Source organism: Streptomyces fradiae ATCC 10745 = DSM 40063, from assembly GCF_008704425.1.
Taxonomy (GTDB): domain Bacteria; phylum Actinomycetota; class Actinomycetes; order Streptomycetales; family Streptomycetaceae; genus Streptomyces; species Streptomyces fradiae.
This window is the reverse complement of record NZ_CP023696.1, coordinates 1,586,839-1,599,856: the sequence shown is the minus strand read 5'-3', so window position 1 is coordinate 1,599,856 and position 13,018 is coordinate 1,586,839. Positions and strand designations below refer to the sequence as shown.

Genomic DNA, 13,018 nt, shown 5'->3' with positions numbered 1-13,018 from the left:
GCGGCCGGGCGGCCGCGCCCCGGCCGGACCCCGCCCAGCCGGACCCCGCCCTAGCGGGACCCGCGGAAGTCCGCGCCCTCCACGACCAGGCCCGCCACCAGCGCGCCCGACATCCCGGCGTGGGCGAGCCCGCCGCCCGGGTGCGCCCAGCCCCCGGCGAAGTACAGGCCCGGCAGCGGTGCCGGGTTCGCGGCGGGCAGGAAGGCGCCGCCCGCGCCCGCCAGGGCGGGGCCGGGCACGATCCGGCTGCCGGTCTCCGCCTCGGTGTGCGCCGGCGTCCGCACCTCACGCCACAGCAGCCGCTCCCGCAGGCCCGGCACGGCGGCCCCGGCGGCCTCCACCATCCGGTCGGCGAACGCCTCGACGGCCGCCGCGTCGCCCCACGGGTCGCCCGTCCGGCCCGCGTCCCCCGCGGGGACCGCCGCCGTCACGGTGACCGCCTCGTGGTCCCCGTCCGGGAGCAGGGCCGGGTCGCCGGGCCGCAGCACCACCACGGTCGGCCGGGCGCACGGCGGCCCGCCGCCCGCGAGGGCCGCCCGCTCCCCGGCGGGGTCGGCGGAGTGCACCACCGTCCGGTGCGCCGCGCCCTCCTCCCGCGCGCCGCGCAGCGCCAGGCACACGGTCACCCGGCCCGACGCGACGCCCGTCTGGTGGCGCGGCCACGCGTCCTGCCGCTCCCACGCCACCACGTGGTCCCGGTACAGCGCGGGCACCGGCGCCCCGGCCACCACGTGGTCGGCCTCGGCGGTCCGCCCGCCGGCCAGCTCGACGCCGGCGGCCCGCCCGTCCCGCTCCACCACACCGGTCACCGGGGTGCCGAAGACGAACTCCACCCGCCGCGCCAGGCACCGCTCGTACACCGCGTCCGCCAGCGCCCGCAGCCCGCCGGCGACGTACCAGGTGCCGAAGGTCTGCTCCATGTACGGCAGGACCGCGGCCGACGGGGGAGCGGCGGCGGGGTCGAGCCCGTACGCCAGCGCGTACCCGTCCAGCAGCGCGGCCAGCCGCGCGTCGCCCAGCTCCCGGCGGCCCACCTCGGCGAGGGAGGTCGCGGTGCGGCGCAGCAGCCCGGTCCTCGGCGCCGGGTACGGGTCGCGGGCGAACGGCGCCGTGTCGGCCGGCAGGGGCTCCTCCAGCAGCGGCCGCCGGGAGCGGTCCCAGGCGTCGCGCGCCCGGTTCAGGAACGCCGCCCACCGCTCGCCCGCGCCCCGGCCGAGCGCCTCGTCCAGGGCGGCGACGACCCCGGCCCGCGAGGCGTTGGGCAGGGACACGGCCGTGCCGTCCGCGAAGACGTGCCGGCTCGCCGGGTCGACCTGGGTCAGCTCGACGGACCGCTCCAGCGGCTCCTTGCCGGTCTTGACGAACAGGTCGCGGTAGACGGCCGGCAGGTGCAGCAGTCCGGGCCCGGTGTCGAAGCCGAAGCCCTCCCGTGTGAGGCGGCGTACCGCGCCGCCGTACGTCTCCGTCCGCTCGTACACCGTCACCCGGTGCCCCGCGACGGCCAGCCGGGCAGCCGCCGCCATGGCGCCCATGCCCGCGCCCAGTACCGCAATCCGTGCCATGCGGCGACTCTATAAGCCCCCTGAGAGCCCTCGGGGACCCCCTCCGCGAGCCCTCCGGCAGCCCCTCCGGGCCCCGCCGGCTCCCCGTGCCGGCACCGCCCGGCCCCGCGCGCCGGGGCCGGGCGCCGGCCTCTGAGTACGCGTACTCAGGGCGCCGGATGAGTAGCCACGCGGATGGGCCGGCGCGGCCCCGGAAGGAAGAGTGGGGGCCACGGAAGGGGGCGCGCCGCCGGCACCGCGGACACGGGGCCGCGGAACGGCGCCGCGCACCCGCCCGTGCACGGGGGAGAGTACGGGGGACGTACGGGGGGACCACGGGGGAGAGCACGGGGGTGCACGCGCGGGACCGGTGGGGCTCGGGGGGATCGAGCCTCACCGGTCCCGCGCTTCTGCCGTGCCCGCACGGAGACCGCCCTGGTACGGGGCCGCCCTTCACAGGCGCCCCGTGCGGACCACCTCGTACGGGACGGCCCTCCCACGGACCGCCCCCGTACGCCGGGCCGCCCGCCCGCGCGCCGGGCCCACCCGCCGGGCACGGCCCCGCCGGGCCTGACCCCGCCAAGGACGCCCCGCCGGGGACGCCCCTGGGGACCGCCCCGCGCCTCAGCGTCCGCTGACCCGGCCGTGGAGCAGCAGCGACAGGGCCGAGTGCACGTCGTCGATGGACCGCTCCCGCTGGAACGCCTGCCAGTCGAGCGCCGCCACCAGCACCATCCCGACCAGCGCCGCCGCCGTCAGCGGGATGTCGACCTCCTCGCTCAGCTCGCCGCCCGCCACCGCGTCCCGCAGCACCGTCTCGACGACCGCGACCGCCTCCTGCCGCACCACCAGGAGCGTGGACTGCCACGCCCGGTTGGTGCGCCACAGCTCGGCCACGTAGAGCTGGGTGAAGGCCGGGTACCGGTCGATGAAGACCAGGCCGGCCCGGATCATCGCGTCCAGCGCCTCGACCCGCGTCCCGCCGCGCGCCGCCGTCTCGTCGGCGGCGTCGCGCAGCGAGGCGGTGAGCAGTCCGACGCCGTGCCGCAGCAGCTCCTCGAACAGCTCGGTCTTGCTCTTGAAGTTGTAGTAGACCGTGCCCTTGGCCACCCCTGCCCGCTCCGCGATCTCGTCGACCGTGGTCGCCGAGAATCCCTGTTCCGCGATGAGGGTGACGGCCGCCTCGTACAGCTTGGTGCGGGTGGCCTGCCGTCGGGTGCTCTGGGTGTCCATGGCGTCGATTCTCACAGGTCCGGACCTTCCTTCCACGCCTACAGGCTCAGCTCGGGATGCAGACGGTCGAACGTCCACACCTGCTTGCGCCGGGCCGACAGGGCCGTCAGCGCCAGCGCGCCCGCGGTGAAGGCGCCCAGCACCGCGCACGCCAGCCACACCGGTTCCAGCCCGCCGCCGGTGATGAGCCGGCGCAGCGCCTCGACGACGTGGGTCATCGGCAGGTACGGGTGGACCGCGTTGAAGAAGCCCGGGCTGGTCTGCACGGGGTACGTACCGCCGGCCGAGGTGAGCTGGAGCATCAGCAGCGCGAGGACGAGGATGCGCCCCGCCGCGCCGAAGCGGGCGTTGAGCCACTGGATGATCGCGGCGAAGCAGCAGGTCACCAGGGCCAGGAAGCCGACAGTCCCGGCGGAGCGGGCCATCTCCAGGCCGAGGCCCCAGTGGAGTACCGCCATCAGCGCCGCCACCTGCACCAGGCCGATCGCGGCGACCGGCAGCCAGCCGGCGAAGGCGATCCGCCAGGCGGAGGCGCCCGCGGCGAGGGCCCGCCGGTTCATCGGCTGGATGAGCATGTACGCCACCATGGCGCCCACCCACAGCGACAGCGGGATGAAGTACGGCGCGAAGCCGGTGCCGTAGTTGTCCGCCTTGTGCAGGGACTGGGAGGCGAGCTTCACGGGGTCGGCCATGACCTCGGTGCGGCGGTCGCGGTCCTGCTTGTCGTAGTCGGGGATCTTCCCGACGCCCTCGTCGAGGCCGGTGGCCAGCTCGGTGGAGCCGTCGGCGAGCTTGAACAGCCCGCCGTCGAGGTCGTTGGCGCCCTTCTTGATCTTCCCGAGGCCGGAGTCGATGTCGACGGCGCCGGTCTTGCTCCTGGTGATGCCCTTGTGCAGCTCGGACATGCCCTTGGCGACGCGCTGGGCGCCGCTGTTCAGCTCGTTGATGCGGGAGATCGCGAAGTCGACGTCCTGGCTGAGGGTCGGAGCGCGCTTGCCGAGCTCCTCGGCCTTGTGCTGGAGGTCGGCGAGGTGGGCGTCCAGCTTCTTCAGGTCCCCGTTCGAGTCCTGCGCCAGCACGTGGATGTCGTCCGCGATGACCGCGACGTCGGCGGCGGCCGTCTTCGCCTTCTTCAGCTCGGCGCACACCTCGGCGTCCGGGGCCGGCTGGCCCTCGCACCGCTTGGTGTACAGGCCGTCGAGGCCCTCGGACGCCTTGTGGGCGCCGGTCCGCGCGCCGGGGCCGAGGCGGACGATGGAGTCCAGGCTGTTGCGGGCCGCCTTGGAGGTGTCGGCGACGAGCCTGGCGGTGTCGCCGATCTGCTTGCCGTTGTCGCGGAGGTACGGGCGGACCTTGGGCGCGACGCCGTTGACGCGGTCGGCGAGCTGCTGGGTGCCGTCCGCGACCTTGCGGGTGCCGCCCTTCAGCTCCCCGGCGGCCGAGTCGATCTTCTTCAGGCCGGAGGCGAGGTCGGAGGTGCCCTTCTTCGCCTTCGCGAGGCTGTCCGCGAGGGTCTTGGAGCCCTTCTTGGCCTCGCCCACGCCGTCCTTGAGGTCGTTGGCGCCCTTGGCGGCCTTCTCCGTGGCGTCGTGGATGTCGGAGAACGAGATGAAGATCTTGTCGAGGAAGGAGCGGGACGACTTGGTCGACGCGGCGGTCCGCACCTCGGAGAACACGGTCCGGGAGATCTGGCCGACGATGTAGTTGTTGGCGTCGTTCGTCCGCACCCGCAGCGCACCGGTGTCCGGGGCGTCGCCGGAGCTGGACGCGATGCGGGCGCTGAAGTCCTCGGGCATGGTCAGCGACAGGTAGTACCGGCCGTCCTCCACGCCCGCGCGCGCCTCGGCGTCGCTCACCTCGTGCCAGTCGAACACCGCGCTCTCGCGCAGGTTCTCGGTGATGTCGTCACCGGCGTTGATCTTCTTGCCGTCGGCGGTGGCACCCTTGTCCTCGTTGACGAGGGCGACGGGTATCCGGTCGAGCCTGCTGTACGGGTCCCAGAACGACCACAGGTACAGCGCGCCGTACAGCAGCGGCAGCAGCAGGATCGCCACCAGCGCGGCGCGCGGCAGCTTCCCCCGCCCGAACCGCTTCAGCTCAAGCGCGGCCAGTCTCGGCGAACGCATCGGCCGCCCCCTCCTCGTCGTCCTCGTGGTTCACGTCCCGCCGGGCGCCCCCGGCGCTCCCGGTGTCCCCGGTGTCCGCGGCGCCCCCGGCGCTCCCGGTGTCCGCGGCGCCCCCGGCAGTCCCGCCGGGCCCGGCCTTCCCGCCGGTGTCCCCGCCGTCCCCGGCCGGTGCGGCCCCGTCGGCGTCACCCGCCCCGCCGGGCCGGTCCGACCCGCCGCCCCGGTCGGGCTCACCGGCCCGGTCGGCCCCCCGAGCCCCGTCGGCGCCCGCCGACCCGGCGGCGGTACCCCCGCCGGGCGCGTCGCCGGTGCGGACCACCACGTCCGCCTCGGCCGGCACCTCGTTGCACACCGCCAGCACGGTCACCCCGCCGTCGGCGACGGAGCGCAGCATCGACCAGGCGGCCGCCGCCTCCGCGTCGCCGAGCTTCAGGTCGGTGTCGTCCACCGCGAGCAGCCGGGGCTCGCCCAGCAGGGCCATCGCCACGGTGAGCCGCAGGGCCTCCAGCCGCTCCAGGTCGCGGACGGCCGTGCGCTCGCCCTTGGGCAGCGTCAGCGGGTCCAGCCCGGCCGCCTCCAGTGCGGCGTCCACCCGGCGCCGGTTCTCCGCCGTACGCGTGGAGCGCGACCGCAGCAGGGCCAGCGGCGACCCCGCGAAGCGGCGGCGCAGCAGCGCGGCCTCCCGCAGGTGCTCGGCCACGGTGAAGGCCGGGTCCAGGTCGCTCACACCGGGTACGTGCGCGAGGGCGCTGAACCGCCGTACGGCGGCCATCTTCCGCGGCAGCCGCACCCCGCCGACCTCGGCGTGCCCCTCACGGACCTTCATCCGCCCGGTGAGCGCCAGCAGCAGGCAGGTGCGGCCCGAGCCCGAGGGTCCCGCCAGGGCGACCAGGCTGCCGGGCCCGGCCGCCACGTCGACGCCCCGGAAAGCCCACCCGCGCGGGCCCTTCACGCCGAAGCCCTCCGCTCTCACGGCCGCTCCCGGGCGGGACGTCTCTGCCCGCCCCGCGCCGGTCCGGTTGTCCGCGCTCTTCACGAACCTCCCCCAACTCTTTTGAACTGACCAGTCAGTTCAAAAGCTATAACGCGGCCGGCGCCCGAGGCAAAACGGCGAACGGCGGGGCGAGGGCCGCCCGGAGGCCCGCCCCGGGGCCCACGCGGCGGTCGGGGACGGCGCCCGAGGCCATAGGCTGGGACCGTTCGCAACGCCACCGAGGAGTCAAGTGCCGTGTCCGACCCGCAGCGCCCCCGTGCCTCCCTCCGTACCGCCGTCGTGTGGGACGTCCTTGAGGAGGCCCTGAACCGCAGGGCCGAGGCGACCGGCAAAGAGAGCCTCGACGTGCTCGACACCGGAGGCGGCAGCGGCAACTTCGCCGTGCCCGTCGCCCGTCTCGGCCACCGGGTGACCGTCGTCGACCCCAGCCCGAACGCCCTGTTCGCCCTGGAGCGCCGGATCGCCGAGGCCGGTGTCGCCGACCGCGTGCACGGCGTCCAGGGCGACATCCACGACCTGTTCGACGTGGCGGAGCGCGGCGGCTTCGACGCGGTGCTGTGCCACGGCGTCCTGGAGTACGTGGACGACCCCGGCGAGGGCGTGCGCCACGCGGTGGAGGCCCTGCGCCCGGGCGGTGTGCTCAGCGTGCTCGCGGCCGGTCTCGGCGGCGCCGTCCTGGCCCGCGCGCTCGCGGGCCATTTCAGCCAGGCCCTGCACGCGCTGTCCGACCCGGCGGGCCGCTGGGGCGAGGGCGACCCGGTGCCGCGCCGCTTCACCGCCGAGCAGCTCACCGAGGCCGTCGGGGCGGCCGGTGTGCGGATCGGCGCGGTGCACGGCGTACGGGTCTTCGCCGACCTCGTGCCCGGCGTGCTGGTCGACGCGGAGCCCGGCGCCCTCGACGCCCTGAACCGGCTGGAGGCCGCCGCGGCGGAGCTGCCCGCCTTCCACTCGGTGGCCTCGCAGCTGCACGTGCTGGGCGAGAAGCGGGAGTGACCCCGCGAAGGGGCCTGAACAGCGCCGCAGCGGCACATGGAGTACGCCACAGCCGCCCCGATCGCGCCAGGATCCCCGTATGATCGAAGGACACCATCCGGCATGACGGTTCGGAGGACGGGGAATCAACGCCTCACCAGTGAACCGGCATGGCGGTCCGATCGGCGAATTGGCACTGAGGGCGGGTTTCACGGGGACGAATCCCTGCCTATCCTGAAAGGGCCGCATACCGGTCGCCCCCGCGACCGACGATGAGGAGGACTCCGTGCCGCTCTCGGAGCACGAGCAGCGAATGCTCGAGCAGATGGAGCGAGCGCTGTACGCCGAAGATCCCAAGTTCGCGACAGCGCTCGAGGGAAGCGGGCTGCGTACGTACACCCGACGACGGGTCTACCAGGCGATCGCAGGATTCCTGGTGGGTATCGCGCTCCTCATGGCCGGAATGGTCGCCCAGCAGATCTGGATCAGCGTGGTCGGGTTCCTCGTCATGCTCGGTTGCGCGGTCCTGGCCGTCACCGGCTGGCGCAAGGCACCCAAGCCCGGGGAGCAGCCCCTTCCAGGAGCCGCGCCGCAAGGCCGGGGCACCCGGCAGCAGCGCCGTTCGATGATGGACCGCATCGAGCAGCGCTGGCAGCGCCGCCAGGACGAACAGGGCCACTGACACACACGACGCCGGAGGGGTGACCGCAGCAGCGGTCACCCCTTAGGCGTCCCCGGTCCCGCCCCCGCTGCCCCTGGCCTCCGCCGCGGTCCCCGTGCCGCCCGGCCCCGCACGCACCGCTCCTCGCCCCCGCCGGCCTCCCGCGTCCGCCCCGTCACCCGCCCGGCTCCGCCGCCAGGCCGCGCCCCGCGGCGCACCGTGTGCCCCGCACCCGGCCCCGCGCCGGCGCGAGGGCGCCCCGGCCCCGTACCGATCCCCCTGCCGCGGCCCACGGGGGCCCCGCGTCGCCCCGGCCGCCCGCCGGAGCGCGTCGCGGCCCGCACCCACCGGCCCGGCGGCGGTACGGACACCGCCCGGCCCCCATCGGATGCGGCCCACCCGGCACCACCGCCGCCCGCACGCCATCGCCCGCCCGGCACGGGCCCCGCTCGGCGCGGCACCGCCCCGCCAGGGCACCGTCCGGTAGGCACAGACCGGCCCGGCACCGCCCGCCCGGCTCCCCGCGCAGCCGCGCAGCCGCGCAGCCGCGCAAGCCGCAAAGCAGGGCGGCGTCCCGGCGTCAGCCGCGCGGGCGGGACGGCCGGGGCCGCCGGCGCGTCAGGGCGGCCCACCGGGCGGACCACCGCGCCGCGGCGGCCGAGCGGCGCCGGGACGCCGCCCACACCAGCCGCGCCGCCGACCGCGGGGCCAGCGCCGCCCGCAGCCGCGCCCCGCGGCCGGACGCCGCCACCAGCCCCGCGCGGACCGCAGCCGCGTCCCGGGCCAGGCCCTCCACCGGACGCGGCGCCCGCGCGTACAGCGCCTCCTCCACGGCGCCGGCCAGCCGGTGGGCCGCCTCCGCTGCGGCGCCCTCCAGCGGGCCCTCCCGCACCAGCCGCGCGGCCGTGCGGCGCGGCGTCAGCGACTCGTCCGGAGGGACGCCCAGGTCCCAGGCCGCGTCCACGACCTCCGCCCACACCGCCGTGGGCTCCCCGCCCCGCAGCCGCCGCGCCCGGACCCGCCGCCGCCACAGCATCGGCGCCAGCGGCAGGAGCACCACCACCACGCCCCCTGCCACGGCCGCCACTACCGGCCAGAGCGCCGGGCCGGAGCCGGCGGACGGCCCGGCGGGCGACGCGGACCCGCCGCACCCCTCCGGTCCGGCGAGCTGCGGCGCGCAGTCGGCCCGCTGCGACGGAGCGGCCGACGGCGCCGCCGACGGGCTCGGCAGGGGCTCCTCCGCGCCCGGGTCGGCACCGGCGGGCGCCTCCGGCATCGCGTACTCGGGCACCGAGCCGCGCGACGGCGTCGGCTCGAAGCGGGTCCACCCCACGCCCTCGAAGTACAGCTCGGGCCAGGCGTGCGCGTCCCTGATGCCCACCGACACCGTGCCGCCCCCGGACGGCGTGCCCGGCATGAAGCCGACCGCGACGCGGGCCGGCACGTTCAGCGTGCGGGCCATCGCCGCCATGGCGAACGAGAAGTGGACGCAGAAGCCCTTCCGGTCCTTCAGGAACCGGGAGATCGCTGTGACGCCCGTCCCCGACGACACCTCCGTGTCGTACCGGAAGCCGCCCTCCGTGGCGAACCAGTCCTGCAGCCGGACGGCCCGCTCGTAGTCGCTCTTCGCGCCCGCGGTCACCTCCAGCGCCGTGGTCCGCACGTCGCGCGGCAGCGACTGCGGGACGCGCGTGTACTCCCGCAGCAGCGGGCCCGGCGCCGGCGGGGCCGCCGCGAGCTGCTCCCGCGTCGGCTGGACGACCAGACTGCTCACCGAGTACTGCGCACCGCCCGTGGTCTGCCCGTCGTCGCCGACGACCATCCGCCCGACCGGCTCGTACCGCCAGCGGCCCTCGATCTCCACGTCCGTCGCGGGGTACGGCATCGGCAGCCACTTCTGCTGGTACGAGCCCGACGCCGAGACGTTGGTGCGGATCTCCGTGACACCGGTCCGCCCGTCCAGCCCGACCGGCGCCGGCAGCCGCTCCGGTATGTCCTCCACGCCCCGTACGGAGGTCCGCCACGACGTGCCGTCGAACTGGTCCAGCGACACCAGCCGCAGGTAGAGGCCGGGGCCGTCCGGCGCGTTCGTCCGGTAGCGCAGCACCTCCCGGTCCCGCGCCTGGTTCAGGTTGTCCTTCAGGGAGACGAGCGGGTTCACCGCCGAGATCGTGCCGCCGCCCGCGCCGTCGCCGGTGCCGCCGCCCAGCAGGCCCCCGTCCAGCGACGGCAGCACGCTCGGCACGACCAGGGCGATGCCCAGCGCCAGCGCGCCGATCCGCCGCCCGGTGCGCAGCGGCGCGGGCGCCGACCCGTCGGCCGCCTCGAACGCGCCGGGGCCGCCCGGCCGGGGCTTCGGCCCGCCGAACACCCGGCCCCACTGGGCGAGCCGGTCGCGGCCCTCCGCGAGCAGCAGCACCAGGTAGCCGGTCGCCGCCACCAGGAACCACAGCCAGTTCGCGCCGCCGCCGGACAGCCCGGCCGCCACCGAGTACAGCGCCAGCAGCGGAAGCCCCGCGGGGGCCGCGCTGCGCAGCGTCACGGCGAGCACGTCGACGGCCAGCCCGATCAGCAGCACCCCGCCGACCAGCATCAGCCGGATGCCGTCCGTGGCCGGGGCGGGCGGGGCGTACTGCCCCACGTCCCGCACGCCGGCCTCCAGCAGCGCCCCGAACCGGCGGAACACCTCGGGCGTCGGCAGCACCCCGGCCACCGCCTGCTCCCGCGCGAACAGCAGCGTCAGCAGCACCAGGCCCACCGCGAGCTGCGCCGCCACGGTCAGCGACCGCGCCGCCGGCACCCGCCGGGCCGCCGCGCCCGCCCCCGCCACGGCCGCCAGCAGCGCCGCCGCCTGGACGATCCAGCCGACCTCGCCGACCAGCGGCAGCAGCGCGCACGCCGCCGCCAGGGTGGCGACCAGCGCACACACCGTCAGGCGTCCGCCGCCGCTCATGACCAACCCCCCGAGAAGCCCGTCGTACCACCACCGGCGACCGCGCCCGCGCCCCGCGCGGCGTGCCGCCACAGCCCGGCCAGCGAGTCGCCCGGCCGCACCGGGACCGCCGACCAGCCCGCCTCCTGGAGCCGCCGCACCGCGTCGGCCGCCGCACCGGAGCCACCGGCCGCCCCACCGGCACCACCGGCCCCCGAGCCGGAACCGGCACCACCGGAGCCGTCCCCACCCGCCCCGGAAGCCCCGCCGCCGGAGGCCCCGCCGCCCGTGTCCCGGACGAACGCCACGGCCGCACCGCTGCGCCGCCGCATCCGGGCCGCCAGCTCCGCCTGCGCCCCGTCCAGTTCACCGAAGAACGCGATCAGCAGACCCTCGCCCCCGGCGCGCAGCACGTCGAGCGCCCGGCCGAGACCCGGCTCGTCCGAGTGGTCCACCACGGCCAGGGCGTCCATCAGCATCCCCGCCGCGTCCCCCGCCTCGTGCCCCGGCGCCACGTACCCGTCCGAGCCGTCGCCCGGCAGGGTGTCCCCGGTGTCCGTCAGCAGCCGCACCGCGTACCCGCGCCCCAGCATGTGCGCCACCGCCGACGCCGCGCCCGACACCGCCCACTCGAACGCCGCGTCCGGCCCGCCGCCCCCGTACGCCTCCGCGCGGGTGTCCAGCAGCACCGTGCAGCGCGCCTGGCGGGGCTGCTCCTCGCGCCGCACCATCAGCTCCCCGTACCGGGCCGTGGAGCGCCAGTGCACCCGCCGCAGATCGTCCCCGTGCCGGTACTCGCGCGGCATGACGTCGTCCTCGCCCACCTGCGCCAGCGCCCGGTGCCGCCCGTCGCCGTACCCCGGCGCCTCGCCGGCCAGCCGCACGGCCGGCAGCGGCTCCGTGCGCGGCACGACCGTCAGCAGGTCGTAGGCGCCGAAGGAACGCGTCAGCTCGCACATCCCGAACGGGTCGCTCAGCCGCAGCTGGAGCGGGCCCAGCGGGTACCGCCCGCGCAGGTCCGAGCGGACCCGGTACGACACCTCGCGCTTCCCGCCCGGCTCCACCCGGTCCAGCACGAACCGGGGCCGCGGCCCCAGCACGTACGGGACGCGGTCCTGGAGCATCAGCAGCCCCGTCGGCAGCCGCGACACGTTGTCCAGCCGCAGGCGCACCCGCGCCTCCGAGCCCGCGGCCACCCGCTGCGGCGCCAGCCGCCGGCTCGCCGCGACCCGGTGGCGCGTGCGGTACAGCACCGCCACGCACACCAGCGGCAGCACCGCCAGCAGCAGGCCCACGCGCAGCAGGTCCGGCTGGCCGAGCACGTACGCGCAGGCCACCGCCGCGACCCCGGCCGCCAGGAAGGACCGGCCCCGCGTGGTGAGCCCGGCGAAGGCGCCCCGCAGCCCGCCCCGGACCGCCCCGTCCGCGGCGGCGGGAGTCGCGGCCGTCATCACAGCCGCCGCAGGCCGGGCCGCTGGGCGAGGAACGCCTCCCCGGCCGGCCGCTGCGCCACCGCCGGCACGGGGGTGCGCTGCAGGATGTCCAGTACGACCTGCTCGGCGGTGCGCCGGTCCAGCTGCGCCTGCGCGGTCGGCAGCAGCCGGTGCGCCAGCACGGGCACGGCCAGCGCCTGCACGTCGTCCGGGAGGGCGTACTCGCGGCCGGCCAGCGCGGCGGAGGCCTTCGCGGCGCGCAGCAGGTGCAGCGTCGCGCGCGGCGAGGCGCCCAGGCGCAGATCCGGGTGGACGCGGGTGGCGCCGACCAGGTCGACGGCGTACCTGCGGACCGAGTCGGCGACGTGGACACCGCGCACCGCGTCGATCAGCTTCACGATGTCGTGGGCGTGCGCCACCGGCTGGAGGTCGTCCAGCGGTGACACCCCGCCGTGCGTGTCCAGCATCCGCAGCTCGGCGTCGGCGCTCGGGTAGCCGATCGAGACGCGCGCCATGAAGCGGTCCCGCTGGGCCTCGGGGAGCGGATACGTTCCTTCCATCTCCACCGGGTTCTGCGTGGCCACCACCATGAACGGCGACGGCAGCTCGTACGACTGCCCGTCCACGGTGACCTGGCGCTCCTCCAGGGACTCCAGGAGCGCGGACTGGGTCTTGGGCGAGGCCCGGTTGATCTCGTCGCCGATCACGATCTGCGCGAAGATCGCGCCCGGCTTGAACTCGAACTCGCGGCGCTGCTGGTCGTAGACCGACACGCCGGTGACGTCGGATGGCAGCAGGTCGGGCGTGAACTGGATGCGCCGCACGGAGCAGTCGATGGACCGGGCCAGCGCCTTCGCCAGCATCGTCTTGCCGACGCCGGGCACGTCCTCGATCAGGAGGTGCCCCTCGGCCAGCAGCACGGTCAGCGAGACCCGTACGACCTCGGGCTTGCCCTCGATCACACCCTCCACCGACCGGCGGACCAACTCCGCGGTGGTGGTCAGGTCTGTGAGGCTCGCTCGGTCGTCATAGGTGGTCACCCGGCCCTCCTCGGCCCTTTCGATCGCGGGCCGGTGCGATGCAGGACGGCACGGCCCACCCAGAGATGTGCAACACCGCCCGCGGA

9 protein-coding genes are annotated in these 13,018 nt (G+C 76.4%); 2 read left to right on the top strand and 7 right to left on the bottom strand.

Annotation, left to right across the window (positions count from 1 at the left end; genetic code table 11):
* Positions 1-50: 50 nt before the first annotated feature.
* The 4 genes from CP974_RS07060 to CP974_RS07045 all read right to left on the bottom strand — a co-directional run bounded on the left by CP974_RS07060 (position 51) and on the right by CP974_RS07045 (position 5,873).
* Positions 51-1,562: a phytoene desaturase family protein gene (locus tag CP974_RS07060; protein WP_031133334.1), complete on the bottom strand. Its 1,512-nt coding sequence runs from the start codon at positions 1,560-1,562 to the stop codon at positions 51-53.
* Between the two features lie 603 nt (positions 1,563-2,165).
* The gene (locus CP974_RS07055; RefSeq protein WP_031133332.1) at positions 2,166-2,774 is read right to left on the bottom strand and encodes a TetR/AcrR family transcriptional regulator; all 609 of its coding nucleotides are present in this window, start codon (positions 2,772-2,774) and stop codon (positions 2,166-2,168) included.
* A gap of 38 nt (positions 2,775-2,812) precedes the next feature.
* Entirely contained in the window at positions 2,813-4,900 is a 2,088-nt protein-coding gene (locus CP974_RS07050) for a YhgE/Pip family protein (RefSeq protein ID WP_031133330.1), read from the bottom strand.
* On the bottom strand, positions 4,872-5,873 hold the full coding sequence (locus CP974_RS07045; RefSeq protein ID WP_037938335.1) for an ATP-binding cassette domain-containing protein: 1,002 nt from the start codon (positions 5,871-5,873) through the stop codon (positions 4,872-4,874). Before CP974_RS07045 ends, CP974_RS07050 begins: the two co-directional genes overlap by 29 nt.
* A gap of 255 nt (positions 5,874-6,128) precedes the next feature.
* On the opposite strand from CP974_RS07045, the gene CP974_RS07040 reads away from it, so the two are divergent.
* A complete protein-coding gene (locus tag CP974_RS07040; protein ID WP_031133326.1) occupies positions 6,129-6,887 on the top strand; it encodes a methyltransferase in 759 nt (252 codons plus the stop codon).
* 265 nt (positions 6,888-7,152) lie between these two features.
* On the top strand, positions 7,153-7,548 hold the full coding sequence (locus tag CP974_RS07035) for an SCO2097 family morphological protein (protein ID WP_031133324.1): 396 nt from the start codon (positions 7,153-7,155) through the stop codon (positions 7,546-7,548).
* A 559-nt stretch (positions 7,549-8,107) separates the two neighbouring features.
* On the opposite strand, the gene CP974_RS07030 is transcribed toward CP974_RS07035, so the two are convergent.
* Genes CP974_RS07030 through CP974_RS07020 form a run of 3 tightly spaced genes read right to left on the bottom strand, consistent with a single transcriptional unit; the run spans position 8,108 to position 12,932 of the window.
* A complete protein-coding gene (locus CP974_RS07030; protein ID WP_085921217.1) occupies positions 8,108-10,480 on the bottom strand; it encodes a transglutaminase TgpA family protein in 2,373 nt (790 codons plus the stop codon).
* Positions 10,477-11,910, bottom strand: coding sequence for a DUF58 domain-containing protein (locus tag CP974_RS07025; RefSeq protein ID WP_031133886.1), 1,434 nt, complete (start codon positions 11,908-11,910; stop codon positions 10,477-10,479). The genes CP974_RS07030 and CP974_RS07025 overlap by 4 nt, the downstream gene beginning before the upstream one ends.
* Positions 11,910-12,932 carry an AAA family ATPase gene (locus tag CP974_RS07020; protein WP_031133884.1) on the bottom strand — a complete coding sequence of 341 codons (1,023 nt, stop codon included), beginning with the start codon at positions 12,930-12,932 and terminating at the stop codon, positions 11,910-11,912. The genes CP974_RS07025 and CP974_RS07020 overlap by 1 nt, the downstream gene beginning before the upstream one ends.
* Positions 12,933-13,018 lie beyond the last annotated feature (86 nt).